Raw genomic sequence first — 17,575 nt, 5'->3', positions numbered from 1 at the left:
TGTAATCAGCGTAGGGCCCGCATCTAAAATTGCGATATGGCCTCTGTCACCCGCCGAACCTCGCCCGGGCCAAACCGCCGCGCCGCCGCCGACGCCAAGATCCTGGAGGCGACCGAGCGGCTGCTGGCCGGCGGCGCGAGCTTCACCGAGCTGGGTGTGCAGCGCATCGCGGCCGAGGCCGGCGTCGTCCGCTCGACCTTCTACCTGCACTTCCGGGACAAGACCGAGCTGCTGCTGAGGCTCATCGACACGCTCGCGGACGGCGCCTTCAACCTGATCGGATCGGCGCCGCCCGCTGCCGGTCGGGATGGGCTGGTCGCGGCCATGGTGCGGGACATGCGTTACTACCGGGAACGGCGGCACCTGCTGGCCGCGGTGCTGGAGGTGTCCGGGTACGACACGGTGGTGCGCGAGTTCTGGAACAACCAGTTGCAGCGCTTCACCGACCTGGCCGAGGTGTGGCTGCGCAGCGAGCAGGAGGCCGGCCACACCGCGCTCGACCTGGAGCCGGCCACCGCGGCCCGGGTGTTCACCTGGGGCGGATTCCAGGTGCTGGCCAACCACGTCCTGACCGGCCCCGAGGAGCAGGACGAGATCGTGGCACGGGAGATCGCCCTGCTCGAGTGGTACGGCGCGTTCCGGCGGCCGGCCCAGGATTGAGCCGTGCCCCCGCGCCCCGGCCCCCTCAATCGTGACCGGCGGCGGCCTCCGACCCGTTGACCACCACAGGAGCCGGGAACAATGACGGAACAGACGATCGGGGTCGACGACGTGCGCGCGGCGTTGGTCGAGGCATGCCCCGGCGTCCGGATCGCGGACATCCGCCGGCTCGACGCCGGCTACACGAGCCGGCAGTGGGTCGCCGACACGGACGAGGGCCCGTTGCTGGTCAAGACACCGGCGCGGAACTCTGACCCGGAGCACCTACGGCGGTTGATCGCCACCACCCGGCGGGCCGCGGAGGGCGGCGTCCCCGTGGTGCGGTTCCGCGCCTTCATGCCCACGAGCAGCAGCCTCGCGGCGCCGCTGCTCGTGCAGGAGTACCAGGACGGCACGCCCGCCAACGAGGCGTGGGAGACGATGGACCCGGCCGAGCGCCTGACGTTCGTCAAGGAACTGGGTGGACTCGTGGGCCGCCTCCACTCCTGCTCCGGCCCCTGGTTCGGGGACGTGCTCGGCGCGGAGAAGCACCCCGACGTCCGGTCGTTTCTGCACACCCTTGTCGACAGTCGGCTCGCGGAGGCGCCCGAGGACATCACCTCGGCCGGACGCGACGGCCTCTCCGCGGCGCTGCACCACGCCATCGACACCGTGCCCTCGGACGGCGTACCGGCGCTGACGCACGGCGACCTGTGGCGCCAGAACATCGTCCTGCGCGGCGGGCGGATCGCCTGCCTGCTCGACTTCGAGCACGGGCTGTACGCGGACCGTTTCCTCGACTTCGGCAAGCTCGACGAGCACATCTTCGACGCCTTCCCGCAAGGGCGCACGGCGTTCCTCGACGCGTACCACCAGGTGTGCCCCCTGCCCGACGACTGGGCGGCGAGGGTGCGGCTCGGTCACGCCGTGCACGCGCTGTCGATGAGCGTCTACTTCCTGCGCTGGACGCCCGGGTACGCGCCGCAGTACGTCAGCGAACTGGAGGAGTGGCTGGCCACCCGGGGGTGACCGGTGGCATCGGGGCCGGTCGTGGAGCCCCGCCGCAGGCGGACGCTACGCAGCCGTGCCGAACTTGCCCCTGACCGCGTGGGCGGTGTCGGTCACCTCGCCCGTCTCAAGGAGTTGTTTCAGCCGGCGCAGGTTGGCTGCCACCTCGGCGGCAGGAGGCTTGCCGACCAGGACAAGGGCGGCATGGCCGAGCCTGCCCAACGGCATCTCCAGCACCTCGCGGACCTCCGTGCTGCCCGGACCGACCTCGGTGAACCACACCGTCCAGCGAGCTCGCAGGCCGGGCGGTCCCGTCGTCTCGTAGCGGATCAGCTCGCTCGTACGCTCCTCGGTCAGCCGGATCACGGATTTCAGCTGGATACCGAGCGGGCCCACTATCGTCCACCGGAATGTCGCGGGGTCGACCCGTTCGATCGCCGTGACGTCGCCCAGGAATCGGGGGAGGTTCTCCAGGTCGCGGTAGAAGTCGTAGACGTCCGCGACTGAGCGCTCGATGGTCACGCTCGCCTCGACCGCGTGCTCCCCGGGACGAGACGGGTTGCTCATGGCTGCCTCCGACAGATTCGTTCGGCTCCGCCTCCCAGGGTGCGGCGTGCATCGGCCCGCTACCTGGTCGCCGGCGTTGCCGGTCAGGTACGGCGGGCCGCCCGGCCTGCGGCGCTTCCCCGCGTGCCAGCCCGCTAAACCATGGTGCGGAGTGCACCGGCTCGGCCCGCAGGCCGCGTACGAGGAGCACGCTCGGATGCCCCTCGCGTGGCTGCTGCAGACCACGCCGGCCGAACAACTCGACTGACGCGCCCGCAACCACGACTTTCGGCGTTCGAGAGGTGCTGTCCGATAGCTGACAGGACGCCGGGGGTGTTCGCGTCGCACTGTTGTAGCAGGTGAGAGGCGTATGGATGGCGGGCCACATCCGATTCCTCCGGCCCGGCGGCGACAGCAGCGTCCCGCCGGCGCCGTGATCACCGGGTCCGGCCCCGCCGCCGCGGCGGTTCCGGCGTAGCGCAGCGCCGGCCCGTACGCATCGGCGAGATCGCGTCCGGTGGACACCCGTCCCGGGCGCCCGGGACCGCCGTCCGACATCGACGTCCCCACCCTCGCCGCCGTACTTCCGGCGCGTCGGCGTCCGCTCGACGCGAACCGGCCCACCGCGACCCCGAGACCGGCGCAGCGCCGCGGCACGGCTCGACGCGCGATCACGCCGACCCCGGACGACGGGGTGTGCGTACCCAGGGGATCCCACGCCGGAGCACCGACGCGCCCGGCGGCCCCGGTCGTTGCCGCAACCGACGACAGTCCGCCCGCACCGGTCAGGAACCGGTCCGGCGCTGAACAAGGAAGGAGGGGCCCGACATGGCCGCTCCCACCGCGTCCGCATCCCTCAACGCGTCGACCTACTCACCGGGTGACCAGATGAACCTCACCGTCACCTACGGCGACGCCGACACCAGACCGCTGACCGTCACGATCGTGGTCACCGACGCGCAGGGCAACAGCAGCGCGCCGGTACGCGTCGCCGCGGTCATCGACCCGCTCACCGTCACCGTCACCGACGACTCCGGCCGCAGCTGGACCCGGCTGTCGGACAACGGTGCGGTGGCTGTCTACCGGGCGGTGGCGTGATGCCCCAGGTCACCGTCACGGTGCGCGACTCCGGCGGGCGTACCGCCACCGCCACCGCCAGCTACGCCATCGCCCCGCCGGTGCTCGGCGGCTACTACCTCTCCGGCGGCGCCGACCCGACGGCCGACATCGCGGGCGGCAACTTCCGTTCACTCACGCAGTACCGCAGCTTCGCCGACGGCTACATCTTCCCCGGGTACCAGCGGCAGTGGCTGACCACACTCGGCAAATCGGGCATCAAAATCAACATGGTGCTGGAGCTGAAGCACTACGGAGCGCCGAACGCCGGACCGCAGACCTTCACCGTGGACGGTACGTCCTACACCGTTCCGGCGCCTGCGATGACCATCCAGCAGCGTCCGGGGACGACCTGGCCCAAGGCGTACGGGTACGGCCAGGTGCTCGCCGGGCAGTGCGACGGGCTCTTCGCCCGAGCCCTGTCCCAGTACCGCACGCTGGGATTTCCGGTGAACATCCAGCTCGCCTCGGAGCTGGACACCGATCACGAGTTCGGCACCAGTGAGGCGGGCAAGGCCTACAACTGGGCCGAGTCGGACGCCCGCGCGGTCCAGGCGGTGACGTACATCGTGAACTGGTTCAAGGCACGGCCACTGCCCGCGGGCAGCACGTTCTCCGTCGGGCTGGGCGGCTTCGACCGGGCCTGCTTCCAGCGCACCCACCCCGAGTCGCTGATGGCGCGCCTCGATCACCTGCAGTGGAACGTGTACGCGACCAGCCCCACCCACACCGCCCTCGACCGCTTCCGGCGTACGAAGGACTGGGCGGTCGCCGACCTCGGCCCGGTCGCGCTCTCCCGGCCGGTGATCATCGCCGAGTGGGGTGTACGGGTGGCCGAGATTCCGAACCAGGCCGCCTGGATCGCCACCGTGCCGGCCGCGATCGCCAAGCTCAACGCCGAGCGGGGACCGCGGATCGTGCAGACGAACTACTTCAACTCCGGCTGGGGCACGCTCTCCCCGAAGGCGACCGGCCTGTCGGCGTTGAAGGCCGCCTACGCCACCCGCCCGTACGTCTGACGGGTTCGGCGTCATCGGTCGGTCCGCCTCGCCCGAACCGCCCGGGGCACCCGCGAAAGGCATACGCGGGAGGATGCCCCGGGCGGCTGGACAAGCGTTCACGCCTCCCGGGGCGGGCCGGCCTGCTCCGCCAGCCAGCGCCAGTCGTGCCAGGTGGCGAGCCGCATCTCGTACAACGTCTCGGCGATCCGGTACGGGTACGGCCCGAGGAACAGGCGCAGCGGCGGCTCGGCGGAGTCGACGAGTTGCAGGATGACGCCGGCGGTCAGCGCCGGATCGTCGGGTGTACGGGTGGACGCCCCGGCGCGGCGCGCCTGTCGTACCTGCTCGTACGCCTCGATCGGCGCGGTGTGTTCGGCCGAGGCCCCGGACCAGTCGGTGCCGTACGGTCCCGGCTCCACGATCGTCACCTTCACCCCGAGCGGGGCGACCTCGGCGGACAGCGCCTCGCTGAGCCCCTCCAGTGCCCACTTGGAGGCGTTGTAGAGCCCCAGGGTCGGGAAGGCGCCGATGCCCCCGATGCTGGAAACCTGGAGGAGGTGGCCGGTGCCCTGCGCCCGCAGCACCGGCAGGGCGGCCTGGGTCACCCAGAGCGCGCCGAAGAAGTTCGTCTCCAACTGGGACCGGGCCTGCTCCTCGGTCGTCTCCTCGACCATGCCGAACAGGCCGTAACCCGCGTTGTTGACGACGACGTCGAGCCGGCCGAATGCCGTCGCGGCCCGGGACACCGCGTCGAACACGGCCGGGCGGTCGGTCACGTCGAGGGTCAGCGGCAGGATCCGGTCCCCGTACGCCTCGGTCAGATCCTCAAGCGTCCGGCGGTCCCGGGCGGTGGCGGCGACCTGATCGCCGCGTTCGAGTGCGGCCTCGGCCCAGATGCGGCCGAAACCCCGGGACGCGCCGGTGATGAACCATGTCTTCATGACTCGACCCTGCGCGGGCGGACGACGGGCTGCCAGCACCCTGACAGGGCTAGCCTGGCGGGAATGAACGGCGACAACGCGCTGGGCGACTTCCTGAAGGCGCGTCGCGGGCGGGTCCGGCCGGACGAGGCGGGGCTGACCTCGTTCGGGCGGCGACGCGTACCAGGACTACGCCGTGACGAACTTGCCCGTCTCGCCGGCGTCAGCCAGCACTATCTGACCCGCCTGGAGCAGGGCACGGATCGCAACCCGTCGCCGCAGGTGCTGAACGCCCTGGCGAGCGCGTTGCAGTTGAACCAGGACGAGCGGGCACATCTCACCGCGCTGGCCACCCCCGCGCCGCCACCGCGTGAGCACGCCGTGGCCTCCGCGGCGGTGCGGCAGCTCATCGACTCGTTCGGCCAGACACCCGCGTACGTCCGCGACCGCCGCTTCGACGTGCTGGCGGCCAACAAGCTCGCCATGGCGCTGTCCCCGCTCTACACCCCCGGTCAGAACCTGGTCCGCGACATGTTCCGCGACCCCACGGTGCGCACGCTGTTCCCCGACTGGGCGCAGATCGCCGCGCAGAGCGTCGCCGCGCTCCGCGCCGAAGCCGACGCGCGCGACCCCGCGACGGCCGACCTCATCGCCGAGCTGCTGGCCGACAGCCAGTTCCGCGACCTCTGGACCGCGCACGACGTCCGGCCGACACGCGACGAGGTCAAGCGATTCCACCACCCCGTCGTCGGGCCACTCACCCTCCGGCGGGAGACGCTGACCGTCGCCGGAGCCGACGGCCAGGTGATCATCGCCTACCAGGCGGCACCGGAGACCCCCTCCGCGTACGCCCTGGCCAGGCTGCTCTGAGGTACGGCGTACGGCCGCGCCCGTCGGATCGCTCCGGGCGGACGAGGCGCCGGCCGCCGCGTCAGCCCTGGCCGAACCGTTCGGCGTACGCGTCGCGCAACTCGGCCCAGCCGAAGTCCTTGGCCTCCGCGCCACGGATGGGGCCGACCGGGTCGCCGTCGAGCAGCCGGTCGGCTACGTCGAGGCAGAGGTGCCACCCGGCGGCGACCATCGGCAGCACGCCCCGGTCCGCCACGGTGTGTCGCAGGGTGAGCCGGGTGCCGTCGCCCGCGGGGGTCAGCTCCCAGCGCAGCAGGTCGTCGCCCCAGGTGTACTCCAGCAGGTGGGGTGGCTCGGCCCGGCGTACCACAGCGGTCTGTTCGGCGGAGGTGTCGCCGTCGACAAGGGTGAGCACGGCAGCGCCGGGGCTGCCGAGGTCACGGTCGGCGAGGAACGGCGCCCACTGCGCGAGCTGGCCCGGGTCGGTCAGCGCGGCCCACACGGCGGCGGGCGGGTGTCGCAGGTCGCGGACCAGCACCAGGGTCGCGCCGCCGTCGGCGTGCTCGGCGTACGCCTCGGCGGGCGGGCTGGGGCGCAACGAGTCGCGGTCCATGTCACTGCTCCTGACTGTCGAGGTGCCGTTGCAGGGCGTCCAGGTGCCGGTTCCACAGCCGGCGGTACGGGTCGAGCCAGCCGTCGACCGCCCGCAGCGGGCCCGGGTCGAGGCGGTAGATCCGCCGCCGGGCAGCTACCCGGCACGAGACGAAGCCGGCCTCGCGGAGCACCCGCAGGTGTTTGGAGACGGCCGGTTGGCTGACGCCGAGCCCGTGGACCAGCTCATTCACGCTGTGGTCGCCCTCGCGCAGCGCGTCGAGGATGCGGCGTCGGGTGGGTTCGGCGAGCACGGTGAACGCGTCGGTGGACACCCGCCTAATATGCCTCCTCACTCATATGTCGGTCAAGTCATATGACGGCGGGTTGCCGTCCCGGAACGGCACCGAAGGCCACTATCTATGCTCGGAGCATGGAACTGCGGATCTTCACCGAACCCCAGCAGGGCGCCACCTACGACCAACTGCTCGCGGTGGCCCGCTGCACCGAGGACGCTGGCTACGGCGCGTTCTTCCGCTCCGACCACTACCTCAAGATGGGCTCGGTGAGCGGCGACCCCGGCCCCACCGACGCGTGGACCACGCTGGCCGGCCTCGCCCGCGACACCAGCCGCATCCGGCTCGGCACGCTGATGACCGCCGCCACCTTCCGACTGCCCGGGCCGCTGGCGATCACCGTGGCGCAGGTCGACCAGATGAGCGGCGGCCGGGTCGAGCTGGGCATCGGCACCGGCTGGTACGCCGAGGAGCATGCCGCGTACGGCATCCCGTTCCCGCCCCTGGCCGAGCGGTTCGACCGGCTGGAGGAGCAGCTCGCGGTTATCACCGGCCTCTGGACGACGCCGCGGGGCGAGAAGTTCAGCTACGACGGGCGCTACTACCCGGTGACCGACTCACCCGCCCTGCCGAAGCCGGTGCAGGCGCCGCGTCCGCCGATCCTGATCGGCGGGATGGGCAGGAAGCGGACCCCTCAGCTCACCGCCCGGTACGCCGACGAGTTCAACCTGCCGTTCGCCTCGGTGGCGGACTCGGCGGCCCAGTTCGAGCGGGTACGGGCGGCGTGCGCCGAGATCGGGCGTGACCCGGCGAAGCTGTGCTGGTCGAACGCACTGGTGCTCTGCTGCGGGCGCGACGACGCCGAGGTGGCCCGCCGGGCCGAGGCGATCGGCCGGGACCCCGAGGAGCTGCGCGCCAACGGAATGGCCGGTACGCCCGCCGAGATCGTCGACAAGATCGGCCGGTACGCCGAGATCGGCGCCCAGCGGATCTACCTCCAGGTGCTCGACCTCGCCGACCTCGACCACATCGAGCTGGTCGCGGCCGAGGTGATGCCGAAGATCTGACGCCCGTCCCGTGGGTCGTCCCGCTGGTCGTCCCGGCGGGGCGGCGGGGCGGGTGTCGGCACCGGGGTAGGCGCGGGCGGGGGAGCCGGCGTCGGGCGCGGCCCGGGCGACGAGGCGTCCGGGCCGCAGCTGCGGACGTCGGGCGTCTTCGGCTGGGCCGACGGGTCGAGGTGGCCGGCGCGGGCGGGCGGCGCGCCGCCGCTCGGGGCGGGGTCGAGGTGACTGTTCATGGGCGTAGGGTTCCCGTCGGTGCCGGTGCCAATCGTGGCCGAATGACCGGTGCCCACCGGTTCCGGGCTGTCGGAGGATGCGCACGTCGACTAGCGCGGTCAGAACGGGGGCAGGACGTGGAACTACGGCGGATCCGTGGATCACTCGTGCTACCCGTGGTCTGCGTGCTGGGCGGCGTGGCCCTGCTGGTGGTGCCACGAGAGGGCGCCCTGCTGCGCAACCTCGTCGCCGTCGGCGCCGTCGCTCTTGGCGGTCTGGCGCTGCTCGGCGCGTTCCGGCCGTTCCGGTTCGGCATCGGCCCCGAGGGGCTGACCGTACGGCGACCCGGGCTGCGTCGGATGATCAGATGGGCGGAGATCGACGCGCTCGTGCTCGACGAACCACCGCCCGTCGAGGGCACCCCCGCCTCGCCCCGCCTGCTGGCGGTGCCCGCCCCCGGCCACCCGCTCGGCCTGCCCGGCACCGCCCGGCACCCGTTGGACGGCCGGGCCGCGGTGGAGCTGCTCGACCTGGGCCAGGTGCGGGAGAAGCCCGAGGAGGTGTCCGCCGCGCTCACCCGGTACGCCGGTGGTCGCTTCACCGACGCGCTGGCCTGCCGCCGTGCCGCCTTCGCCGTCGAAGAGTTCACGATCGGGTTGCGTGGCTACCGGACCGACCAGGTCGACGAACTCGTCCGGCGGGGCCAGGAGGCGCTGGCCTGGGGTGGGGAGCCGGAGCGGGAGTCCGCCCGCGCGAAGATCGAACGCGTCCGGGCGGGCGGGCTGACGATCGCCATGCGCGGGTACAGCACATTTCAGGTCGACGAGGCGCTGCTCGCGCTCAGCACAGCCCTCGCCGGGAACCGCTCGACCGATCGGGAGACCACCTCGTGACCACCGCCGACGAACTGACCAATGCCGCCATGCCCGGCGGGCCGACCGGCTCGGCCGGCAGGTCGGTTTCGGACGCCTCCGTGCCGACCGGCGCCGGTGCCGACGTGCCCCGCCGCAACTGGGCCGGGAACGTGCGTTACTCGGCGCGCCGGTTCCACCGGCCGACCAGCGTGGACCAGTTGCGTCGGCTGGTGGCCGCCGCCGAGCGGGTCCGCGTGGTCGGCACCGGGCACTCCTTCAACCGGCTCGGCGACACCGACGGCGACCTGGTGAGCCTGGCCGGGCTGCCGTCGGAGATCACCATCGACCGGGATCGTCGGCAGGTCACGGTCGCCGCCGCACTGCGGTACGGGGACGTGGCCACCCGCCTGCACGCCGAGGGGTACGCGCTGGCCAATCTCGCCTCCCTGCCGCACATCTCGGTCGCCGGGGCGATCGCCACCGGCACCCACGGCTCCGGCGAGGCCAACGGCAACCTGGGTACCTCCGTCGCCGCGCTGGAACTCGTCACCGCCGACGGCGATCTGCTCCGGGTCGACCGGGACATCGACGGAGACACCTTCGCCGGGATGGTCGTCGGTCTCGGCGCGCTGGGCGTGGTCACCCGGGTCACCCTCGATCTGCTGCCCACCTTCGAGGTGCGCCAGTACGTCCAGCTGGACCTGCCGCGCGAGCACGTCGACGCGGCGCTCGGCTCGGCGTACAGCGTCAGCCTCTTCACCGACTGGCGAACGCCTCGGTTCAACCAGGTGTGGCGCAAACAGCGGGCCGACGAGGCGGCGCCGTCACCCGACTGGCTCGGTACGACGGCGGCCGACGCGCCGCAGCACCCGGTGCCCGGAATGCCGGCGCAGAACTGCACGCCGCAGCTGGGCGTGCCCGGGCCGTGGCACGAGCGGCTGCCGCACTTCCAGCTCGGCTTCACCCCGAGCAGCGGCGACGAGTTGCAGTCGGAATATCACCTGCCCCGCGCCGCGGCGGCGCAGGCGCTCGCGGCGCTCGACCCGATCGCGCACCTGATCGCGCCGGTGCTGCAGATCTGCGAGCTGCGTACGGTGGCGGCCGACCGGCTCTGGCTCAGCCCGAACCACGACCGGGACAGCCTCGCCGTGCACTTCACCTGGGTCGACGACCCCGCCGTGGTGCTACCCGTGGTGGCCGCCGTCGAGGAGCGGCTCGCGCCGTTTCAGCCGCGACCGCACTGGGGCAAGGTTTTCGCGATCGACCCGGCCGAGGTGGCCGCCGCCTACCCGCGGTACGCGGACTTCGCCGCCCTGCTGGCCCATCTGGACCCGCGCGGGGTGTTCCGCACCGAGCTGCTCGACAGGTACTTCCCGCGCTGACCGGTCACCCCGGCACTCGCCGTCCGGTTGGTCCCGCTCCCGGGCTTCCTGCGGGCGGATTCCGGACTATAAGTCGGGTCGCTTTTCGCGCGCTCGTCGGGATGATTGCCTGAGACATCCCCTCTCTGCGTCCATTGAGGAGCAGCATGGCTCAGGAGATCGGCGAACTCGATGGCCGCCTCGTACCGATCGTCAACCGTGACCTCGCGCCGATCACGGTTGTCGCCCAGTGTCTCGACAACCAGTGGGTGACCCAGGATCTGCTCGGGCAGATGCTCCGGCGCAGGCAGTCCTATCGGGACATCGAACGCCGCCGCCGGCAGGACGCCCGAGCCGAGTACCTGCGCTCCATTCTGAACGCCGAGCAGGTCGTGGTGAACCGGGCCTACTTCTTCAACAATCCTGTCGTCTACCAGGACTTCATCGACTCCGGCCCGCAGCGGGACGCGTTCCGCACGATGCTGGCCGAGAGCGTCCTCGTCCCGTTCCTGCTGCGCGAACGCGATCCGGCGGCGGCGCCCCGGTTCGGCGTCGACGCAGCCGGCTGGCGGGCGTGGCTGAGTGTCCTCGACGAGGTGGACGAGCTGCGCTGCATCCGGCTCTCCTGGGACGACGCGGAGAACGAACGGCTCACCCAGCGGCTGATGTTCGCGGAGTTCCGCCGGTTCCTGCTTCAACTGCCCGCGCTCGACCTCGGTGAGCTCCAGCGTGACCTGAGCCTGGACGACGAGGCCGTGCCAGTACTCAAACGCCGGTTTCGGGACGTCAACCAGTGGGCGCTCGACGCCGACCAGGCCGACCGCGACGGCTTCTACCGCGAGTTCCTCGTCGAACCCGAAACCAATCCGGCCGACGGCAAGTTCAGAGCCGAGGCGCCGCTGGTCGCCGAGCTCAAACAACTGGTCGACCTGCGGTACAACACCACGCTGCCGGACGCCGTCGACGGGTACGCGTTGATTCCCACGGACTCGCTGCGGCGCACCGCGATGCAGGAGTACCGCCGGGAGCGGCCGCCCGAGCGGGGGATGGACGACCTCCTCACGCTGCTGCGTACGCTGCGGCCGTACGCCTTCGACCTGGCGCAGCTGCCGCTGCGAATCGACCTCACCGGGATCGACCTGCACCACGTCCAGCAGGCGCGGGCGACCGACGAGTGGCGAGCCTACGTCGACGGCCTTCAGGAACTGCTCGACGACCCGTTCGACTTCGTGGCCCGGGGCCAACTGGTCTACGACCGGTACGTCGCCCTGGCCCGGCGCCTCGCCGGCATCGTCGGGGAACGGCGGTTGGAACGCATGCAGGCGTGGGAGCCGGCCATCCGGGTCACCGTCGAGGTGCTCGGTTCGAGCGTCTCGGTCGTCTTCGACGGCGACCCGCGGATCGAGCTGATCGGCGAGGTGGCCACCGAGGTGGTGGCCCGGGGCGCGACGGCCGTGGTGCGCTTCGCGGTGGTGGGCCGGGACCAGCGGCGGGCCGAGGCGGAGCTGGGGACCGGGATCGACGTGATGCGGGTGCATCTGCTGCGCGCGGGGGAGGATTGGCGGGAACTCGTCCGCCGGTTGCGGGAGGCGGGCTTCCCGCTGGTGGACGGGGCCGCCGGACGGGACTCCAACGCCAACATCGACCGACCGCAGGGAGACGACGGTGAGTAGTGGCTGGGATGACTACCTGGACCTGCGGAAACGGCTACCCGAATACTTCGCCGACCCGGCCGACGCCGCCATCCGGATCCTGGACGACGTGGAGCAGGTGACCGCCGCGGAGCAGGCGAAGGCCGCCGCGTTGCGGGCCCGCGGGCTGCCGCCGGAGTGGAGCCGCGTGGGCGTGGTCTACCAGGACGAGTACCTGACGCTGGTCCGCGACCCGGTCCGGTTTCCCGGCGGCGGACTCGGCACGTACATCCGCAAGATGCCCAGCGGCGGAGCGGACGGGGTCGTGCTGCTGCCGGTGCTCGACCGGACGATCGTCCTGATCGAACACTTCCGGCACGCCACCCGCCGCTGGCACCTGGAGGCGCCCCGCGGCTTCGGCGAGGCGGGTGTGCCGCCGGCCGAGCAGGCCGCCCGGGAACTCCAGGAGGAGATCGGCGTGGTTCCGGCCCGGCTGGTCGAGCTCGGGTCGATGCACCCGGACACCGGGACGTCGACGGACGAGGTGCGGCTGTACCTGGCGGAGATCACCGAGCTCGGGCCGCCGGACGCGGACGAGGGCATCCGTGCGGTGCGCACCTACCCGGTGCAGCGGGTGGGCGACCTGATCCGGGACGGGGTCATCACGGATTCGTTCACCATCGCGGCGTGGAGCCGGGCCACGCTGCGCGGGCTGCTCACCGTTGCGGCACCGTGACGGTCGGGCGCCCTGTCCGCGCGGTGGCCGCCCGGGTCACCTTCGGTCGCCGGCCATCTGGTCGCGCAGGCTGCCCCGCTGCACCGCCCGGCTGATGTCGCTGGGCGAGACGATGCCGACCAGTTGCCCCTCGGTCACCACCAGCGCGCGTCCGTCGGCGCACTGATTGAGGCGGGGCAGCAGCTCGTTCAACTGTTCGTCCGGTTTGGCGAGCACCAGCTGCTCCTCCCGGCAGGCCACCTCGGCCAGCGTGGTCGCCGACCGGCGCTCCGGCGGTATCCCGCGTACGCGGTCCAGGGTCACCAGCCCGATCGGCCGCCCCCCGTCCTCGGTGAGCGGCAGCGCCGAGTGCCGGTACGCGAAGAGGTACCGGTCGACGAAGTCGGCGACCGTCATGTCCGCCGACACGGTCTGCGGCTGCGCCGTCATCACGTCGCCCACCCGGACACCTTGCAGCGCGCTGCCCATCCGGGCCTGCCGCTCCTCCATCGCGGCGGCGCCGATCAGGAACCAGCCGATCAGCGCCAGCCAGAGCCCGCCGAACCCGACGCCGGCCAGGAACTGCCAGAGGCCCAGGCCGATGAGCAGCGCTCCGAACACCCAGCCGGCGCGGGCCGCCACCACCGTCGCCTTGGTCCGGTCACCGGTCCACCGCCACACCCCCGCGCGTAGCAACCGTCCGCCGTCGAGCGGGGCCGCGGGCAGCACATTGAAGACCGCCAGCAGGATGTTGATGCCGGCCAGCCAGGCCAGCACGCCGAGGGCGAGCCCGCGGTACCCGACCTGGGCGAGGATGATGGCGAACGCGCCGAAGACGAGCCCGATGCAGAAGCTCACCAGCGGGCCGATCCCGGCGATGCGGAGTTCCGCGCCCGGGTCCTTCGCCTCGCCGCGCAGCTCGGCCACCCCGCCGAAGAGCCACAGCGTGATGCCGCCGACCTCCAGCCCGTTGCGTTTGGCGACGATCGCGTGGGAGACCTCGTGGGCCAGCAGCCCGACGAAGAAGACCACCGCCGCGACCAGCCCGGCCAGCACGTACAGGATCACCGGCCGGTCGGGGTACGAGCGGGGGAACTGGCTCGCCGCGAGGCCCCACCAGATCAACGCGAAGATGACCAGGACGCTCCAGTTGACCCCGACGGGCACGCCCGCGACCCGCCCGAGCCGAAAACTCGCCCTCATGAGCGAGTGATACCCGTGCAGCGTCCGGACATGCCAGGGGCAACCGTCACCCGGTGGGCGGTGTGACTGCTAGAACCCATCGGCATCGAGAACATCGTCCGGCCGCCCCGTGCGGCTGGTAGCACGAAACGACCCGCGCGTCCGCTTCCTGGCCCGGCGCTCTGGCTCGCCCGCGAGGGGTCGACGGCGCCGGTGAGTCGCCCAGCGGATGGTGAGCCGACGTGCGTCGTCATGCCGACAGGTACCGGCCACGAAGCCGGCTCGCCTATCCGGGATAGTTGCGTAGGTGACGGAACGGATCGATGAGGATGATGACCCGTACCTCTGGTTGGAGGACCTCGACGGGGCGGAAGCTGCCCAGTGGGTTCGGGATCGCAGCGCGGAGACCCTCGCCGCGCTGACCGGTGGCGAGCGGTTCGCCGCGCTGCGGGCCGAAATCCGCCAGGTCCTCGACGCCGACGAGCGCATTCCCTACCCGGGCTGGCGCGGGGATCGCTTCTACTACACCTTCTGGCGGGACGCCGCGCATCCGCGCGGGCTCTGGCGTCGAACCACTCTCGACCAGTATCGCCGGCGGGAGCCGGAGTGGGACGTGCTGCTCGACGTCGACGCGTTGGCCGCCGAGGAGGGGGAGAGCTGGGTCTGGGGCGGGGCCACGGTGCTCCGGCCCGGATACCAGCGCTGCCTGATCAGGCTGTCCCGGGGTGGCGCCGACGCGACGGTGATCCGTGAATTCGATCTGAACCGCCGGGAGTTCGTGCCCGTTGGCTTCACCCTTCCGGAGGCGAAGAGTGCCGCCGGCTGGATCGACCAGGATCACATCTACGTGGCCACCGACTTCGGGCCCGGCTCGCTGACCACCTCCGGCTACCCGCGTGTCGCCAAGCGATGGCGGCGGGGCACGCCGCTGGCCGAGGCCGAGGTCGTCTACGAGGCCCAGACCGATGATGTCGCCGTTTACGCCTCGCACGATCCGACGCCGGGGTTCGTGCGTGACTTCGTGGGCCGCAGCCTGGACTTCTACCGGACGGAGAACTTCCTACTGACGGAGGCGGGGGAGCGGGTGCGAATTCCTGTGCCGGAGGACGCCTCGTGGGACGTACACCGGGAGTGGTTGGTGGTCCGGCTCCGCTCGCCGTGGCGGGTCGGTGGGGTGACCCATCCCGCGGGTGCCCTGCTGGCGACCCGGTTCGACGCGTTCCTCGCCGGCGAGCGGGAGCTGACACCGCTGTTCCGTCCCGACGAGCGCACCGCCCTGAGCTACCACGTCTGGACCCGCAACCATCTGATCGTGGCGACCCTCGTCGACGTGCGGAGCCGGTTGACGGTGCTGACGCCCGGCGAGACCGGGTGGCGGCGGGAGCCGCTCGCGGGGGTGCCCGTGGACGAGCACAGCCGGCTCGTGGAGACCGACCCCGACCTGGGCGACGAGTACCTGCTCGCCTCGGAGGGCTTCCTCCAGCCCGCGACGCTGCGACTCGGCCGGATCGGTGGCCCGGTCGAGGTCCTCAAGCGGGAGCCGCCGTCCTTCGACGCCGCAAATTTGGCGGTACGTCAGTGCTTCGCCACGTCGGCCGACGGCACTCGGGTGCCGTACTTCGTGGTGGGGCGCGAGTCCACCACCACCGGCCCGACGCTTCTTACCGGGTACGGCGGATACGAGATTCCACTGACGCCGGACTACGACGGAGCCGTCGGCCGGGGCTGGCTGGCACGCGGCGGCAGTTTCGTGGTGGCGAACATCCGCGGCGGCGGCGAGTACGGCCCACGATGGCATCACGCCGCGATGCGGGAGAACCGGCCGAGGGCGTACGAGGACTTCGCGGCGGTGGCGTCCGACCTGGTCGCGCAGGGGATCACCACGCCGGCGCAGCTCGGCATCGAGGGCGTCAGCAACGGCGGTCTGCTGATGGGCGTGATGCTCACCCGCTATCCGGCGCTCTTCGGCGCGGTCGTCGCTCAGGTGCCCGTGCTGGACATGCGCCGCTATCACCGGCTGCTCGCCGGCGCCTCGTGGATGGCCGAGTACGGCGACCCGGACCGGGAGGAGGACTGGGCCTACCTGCGGGAGTACTCGCCGTTCCACAACATCCGCAGCGGGTCGGCGTATCCGCCGGTCCTGTTGGTCACCTCGACCCGGGATGACCGGGTGCATCCGGGTCACGCCCGGAAGATGGCGGCCCGGCTGCGCGAGCACGGCCACGACGTCTCCTACTACGAGAACATCGAGGGCGGGCACGGCGGGGCGGCCGACAACGAGCAGCACGCGTTCGTCTGGGCGCTGACGCTGGAGTTCCTCTGGCGCAAGCTGACGCCGCTGGGCCAGGGTGTACCGCGCCAACCTGCTGCCGACGCGAGCGAGCGCGCTCAGGTCTTCCAGCGGTAGCTGCGGGTGTGCGCGGCGGCTGAGGTCGCGGTGAGCGGCCGGCGCCGGGCCGGAGTCAGCGTCGCGGGCTCTCGCTCGAAATGGTCTCTGCGCGCGGCATCGCGGCCGCCTCCAGCGCCCAGTTCAGCGCGTAGTCGGCGACCTCCTCCCAGCCCTCCTGGCCGACGGTGAAGTGCGACCGGCCGGGGAACGGGTGGTACGCGGTCAGCGCCCGGGACTTCGTGTAGAGCGCGGCGTTGCTGCGTACGACCCCGGGCGGGACGACGTGGTCGGCGCCCCCGGCGATCAGGAGCAGGGGAGCCCGGTCGTCGCGGCGGGTGTACACGTCGGCGGCCGAGTTCGGGTCGAGGTTGGCGAAGGCGCCTTCGAAGAGTACGTGCCCGGCGCCGGGGACCGCGTAGCGCTGCCAGGCGCGGTCGGAGTCGGCGCGGTTCATGGTGTTGCCGAACGCGTAGTGGAAGTCGTCCTGGGTGAACGGGACGGCCCGGTGCCGGTTCGCCGGGTTGCGCAGGATCGAGAACCCGGAGCGCAGGGTGCTGAGCGGCAACTTGGCCACGCCCTTGATGGGAGCGGGGTGGACGCCGACAGCGGCTGCGCCGAGCCCCCTGTCGACGAGGATCTGGGTGATCAGACCGCCGAAGGAGTGCCCGATGATGATCGGTGGCCGGGGGAGGCCCTGGATGATCTGCTTGTAGTGGTCGACGATGTCGGCGATCCGCTGCTTCGCGATCGGCGTGGGGTCGTCGCGTAGCTGTTCGACCTCGCCCTCCATGCCGGGCCAGGAGGGGGCGAGTACCCGCAGGCCGCGCGCCTGGTAACGCTCGACCCAGTGTTCCCAGCTCCGCGAGGTCATCCACAGCCCGTGGATCAGTACGACGGTGTCCACGTTTCCCTGTGGTGCGCTGCCCATCGACGTCCCTCCCCGGTCGCGACATGCGGACCCCGGCGGTTACCCGGTTGGCGCGCCGAGATTCCTCCAGCCGCCGGCCACCCGGCCGGCACGTGCCGCCGAGTCGGGCTCGGGATGTGCGCTAGCGGCCAGGTTGCTCGGGGGCCTGATACCTCAGAGGCATATTTATGCCTCTGAGGTATCAGCCCCACGCCGCAGCCCCACGCCGCAGCCCCACGCCGCAGCCCCACGCCGCAGCCCCACGCCGCAGCCCCACGCCGCAGCCCCACGCC

General features: G+C 71.8%; 18 protein-coding genes. 12 read left to right on the top strand and 6 right to left on the bottom strand.

Features of this window, described 5'->3' with window-relative positions; all coding sequences use genetic code 11:
* Positions 1 to 36 precede the first annotated feature (36 nt).
* Both BXA10_RS25720 and BXA10_RS25715 read left to right on the top strand, forming a co-directional pair.
* Positions 37 to 660, top strand: coding sequence for a TetR/AcrR family transcriptional regulator (locus BXA10_RS25720; protein WP_076473429.1), 624 nt, complete (start codon positions 37 to 39; stop codon positions 658 to 660).
* Between the two features lie 81 nt (positions 661 to 741).
* Positions 742 to 1,668, top strand: coding sequence for a phosphotransferase family protein (locus BXA10_RS25715; RefSeq protein WP_076473428.1), 927 nt, complete (start codon positions 742 to 744; stop codon positions 1,666 to 1,668).
* 45 nt (positions 1,669 to 1,713) lie between these two features.
* Here BXA10_RS25715 and BXA10_RS31050 read toward each other — a convergent pair whose 3' ends face one another.
* Positions 1,714 to 2,214, bottom strand: coding sequence for an SRPBCC family protein (locus BXA10_RS31050; protein WP_076473427.1), 501 nt, complete (start codon positions 2,212 to 2,214; stop codon positions 1,714 to 1,716).
* A 46-nt stretch (positions 2,215 to 2,260) separates the two neighbouring features.
* Here BXA10_RS31050 and BXA10_RS31045 point away from each other — a divergent pair, with 46 nt between their 5' ends.
* From BXA10_RS31045 to BXA10_RS25700, 3 genes are all read left to right on the top strand, one after another.
* Positions 2,261 to 2,461, top strand: a complete 201-nt coding sequence (locus BXA10_RS31045) for a hypothetical protein (protein ID WP_139338145.1) — start codon at positions 2,261 to 2,263, stop codon at positions 2,459 to 2,461.
* Between the two features lie 560 nt (positions 2,462 to 3,021).
* Positions 3,022 to 3,291, top strand: a complete 270-nt coding sequence (locus BXA10_RS25705) for a hypothetical protein (RefSeq protein ID WP_076473426.1) — start codon at positions 3,022 to 3,024, stop codon at positions 3,289 to 3,291.
* On the top strand, positions 3,291 to 4,328 hold the full coding sequence (locus tag BXA10_RS25700) for a hypothetical protein (protein WP_076473425.1): 1,038 nt from the start codon (positions 3,291 to 3,293) through the stop codon (positions 4,326 to 4,328). Before BXA10_RS25705 ends, BXA10_RS25700 begins: the two co-directional genes overlap by 1 nt.
* A 98-nt stretch (positions 4,329 to 4,426) precedes the next feature.
* Here BXA10_RS25700 and BXA10_RS25695 read toward each other — a convergent pair whose 3' ends face one another.
* A complete protein-coding gene (locus BXA10_RS25695; RefSeq protein WP_076473424.1) occupies positions 4,427 to 5,251 on the bottom strand; it encodes an SDR family oxidoreductase in 825 nt (274 codons plus the stop codon).
* A gap of 63 nt (positions 5,252 to 5,314) precedes the next feature.
* On the opposite strand from BXA10_RS25695, the gene BXA10_RS25690 reads away from it, so the two are divergent.
* Positions 5,315 to 6,100, top strand: coding sequence for a helix-turn-helix transcriptional regulator (locus BXA10_RS25690; protein ID WP_076473423.1), 786 nt, complete (start codon positions 5,315 to 5,317; stop codon positions 6,098 to 6,100).
* Positions 6,101 to 6,161: 61 nt separating this feature from the next.
* On the opposite strand, the gene BXA10_RS25685 is transcribed toward BXA10_RS25690, so the two are convergent.
* Positions 6,162 to 6,692: an SRPBCC family protein gene (locus tag BXA10_RS25685; protein ID WP_076473422.1), complete on the bottom strand. Its 531-nt coding sequence runs from the start codon at positions 6,690 to 6,692 to the stop codon at positions 6,162 to 6,164.
* Position 6,693: 1 nt separating this feature from the next.
* Complete coding sequence (locus BXA10_RS25680; protein WP_076473421.1) at positions 6,694 to 7,005, bottom strand: ArsR/SmtB family transcription factor; 312 nt, start codon at positions 7,003 to 7,005, stop codon at positions 6,694 to 6,696.
* Positions 7,006 to 7,103: 98 nt separating this feature from the next.
* Between BXA10_RS25680 and BXA10_RS25675 the strand changes: the two genes are divergently transcribed.
* From BXA10_RS25675 to BXA10_RS25655, 5 genes are all read left to right on the top strand, one after another.
* On the top strand, positions 7,104 to 8,033 hold the full coding sequence (locus BXA10_RS25675; RefSeq protein WP_076473420.1) for an LLM class F420-dependent oxidoreductase: 930 nt from the start codon (positions 7,104 to 7,106) through the stop codon (positions 8,031 to 8,033).
* Between the two features lie 347 nt (positions 8,034 to 8,380).
* Entirely contained in the window at positions 8,381 to 9,136 is a 756-nt protein-coding gene (locus tag BXA10_RS25670) for a hypothetical protein (RefSeq protein WP_076473419.1), read from the top strand.
* A gap of 104 nt (positions 9,137 to 9,240) precedes the next feature.
* Entirely contained in the window at positions 9,241 to 10,479 is a 1,239-nt protein-coding gene (locus tag BXA10_RS25665; RefSeq protein ID WP_076473475.1) for an FAD-binding protein, read from the top strand.
* A gap of 146 nt (positions 10,480 to 10,625) precedes the next feature.
* The gene (locus BXA10_RS25660) at positions 10,626 to 12,131 is read left to right on the top strand and encodes a hypothetical protein (RefSeq protein WP_076473418.1); all 1,506 of its coding nucleotides are present in this window, start codon (positions 10,626 to 10,628) and stop codon (positions 12,129 to 12,131) included.
* Entirely contained in the window at positions 12,124 to 12,825 is a 702-nt protein-coding gene (locus BXA10_RS25655; RefSeq protein ID WP_076473417.1) for an NUDIX hydrolase, read from the top strand. Before BXA10_RS25660 ends, BXA10_RS25655 begins: the two co-directional genes overlap by 8 nt.
* 36 nt (positions 12,826 to 12,861) lie before the next feature.
* Here BXA10_RS25655 and BXA10_RS25650 read toward each other — a convergent pair whose 3' ends face one another.
* Entirely contained in the window at positions 12,862 to 14,007 is a 1,146-nt protein-coding gene (locus tag BXA10_RS25650) for a site-2 protease family protein (protein ID WP_076473416.1), read from the bottom strand.
* A gap of 286 nt (positions 14,008 to 14,293) precedes the next feature.
* Here BXA10_RS25650 and BXA10_RS25645 point away from each other — a divergent pair, with 286 nt between their 5' ends.
* Positions 14,294 to 16,393 (top strand): prolyl oligopeptidase family serine peptidase, encoded by a 2,100-nt coding sequence (locus BXA10_RS25645; RefSeq protein ID WP_076473415.1) that lies wholly within the window; start codon positions 14,294 to 14,296, stop codon positions 16,391 to 16,393.
* A 55-nt stretch (positions 16,394 to 16,448) separates the two neighbouring features.
* On the opposite strand, the gene BXA10_RS25640 is transcribed toward BXA10_RS25645, so the two are convergent.
* Positions 16,449 to 17,303, bottom strand: coding sequence for an alpha/beta hydrolase (locus BXA10_RS25640; RefSeq protein ID WP_076473414.1), 855 nt, complete (start codon positions 17,301 to 17,303; stop codon positions 16,449 to 16,451).
* Positions 17,304 to 17,575 lie beyond the last annotated feature (272 nt).

This window comes from Micromonospora avicenniae, assembly GCF_900156065.1.
Taxonomy (GTDB): domain Bacteria; phylum Actinomycetota; class Actinomycetes; order Mycobacteriales; family Micromonosporaceae; genus Micromonospora; species Micromonospora avicenniae.
This window is presented reverse-complemented; position numbering and strand designations above follow the sequence as displayed.

What these genes read in the sequence shown, in the direction of transcription:
- BXA10_RS25685 (WP_076473422.1), bottom strand. Translation starts at nt 6,692, where the DNA reads ATGGACCGCGACTCGTTGCGCCCCAGCCCGCCCGCCGAGGCGTACGCC.
- BXA10_RS25650 (WP_076473416.1), bottom strand. Translation starts at nt 14,007, where the DNA reads ATGAGGGCGAGTTTTCGGCTCGGGCGGGTCGCGGGCGTGCCCGTCGGG.
- BXA10_RS25715 (WP_076473428.1), top strand. Translation starts at nt 742, where the DNA reads ATGACGGAACAGACGATCGGGGTCGACGACGTGCGCGCGGCGTTGGTC.
- BXA10_RS31050 (WP_076473427.1), bottom strand. Translation starts at nt 2,214, where the DNA reads ATGAGCAACCCGTCTCGTCCCGGGGAGCACGCGGTCGAGGCGAGCGTG.
- BXA10_RS25705 (WP_076473426.1), top strand. Translation starts at nt 3,022, where the DNA reads ATGGCCGCTCCCACCGCGTCCGCATCCCTCAACGCGTCGACCTACTCA.
- BXA10_RS25720 (WP_076473429.1), top strand. Translation starts at nt 37, where the DNA reads ATGGCCTCTGTCACCCGCCGAACCTCGCCCGGGCCAAACCGCCGCGCC.
- BXA10_RS25675 (WP_076473420.1), top strand. Translation starts at nt 7,104, where the DNA reads ATGGAACTGCGGATCTTCACCGAACCCCAGCAGGGCGCCACCTACGAC.
- BXA10_RS25690 (WP_076473423.1), top strand. Translation starts at nt 5,315, where the DNA reads ATGAACGGCGACAACGCGCTGGGCGACTTCCTGAAGGCGCGTCGCGGG.
- BXA10_RS25695 (WP_076473424.1), bottom strand. Translation starts at nt 5,251, where the DNA reads ATGAAGACATGGTTCATCACCGGCGCGTCCCGGGGTTTCGGCCGCATC.
- BXA10_RS25700 (WP_076473425.1), top strand. Translation starts at nt 3,291, where the DNA reads ATGCCCCAGGTCACCGTCACGGTGCGCGACTCCGGCGGGCGTACCGCC.
- BXA10_RS25660 (WP_076473418.1), top strand. Translation starts at nt 10,626, where the DNA reads ATGGCTCAGGAGATCGGCGAACTCGATGGCCGCCTCGTACCGATCGTC.
- BXA10_RS25640 (WP_076473414.1), bottom strand. Translation starts at nt 17,303, where the DNA reads ATGGGCAGCGCACCACAGGGAAACGTGGACACCGTCGTACTGATCCAC.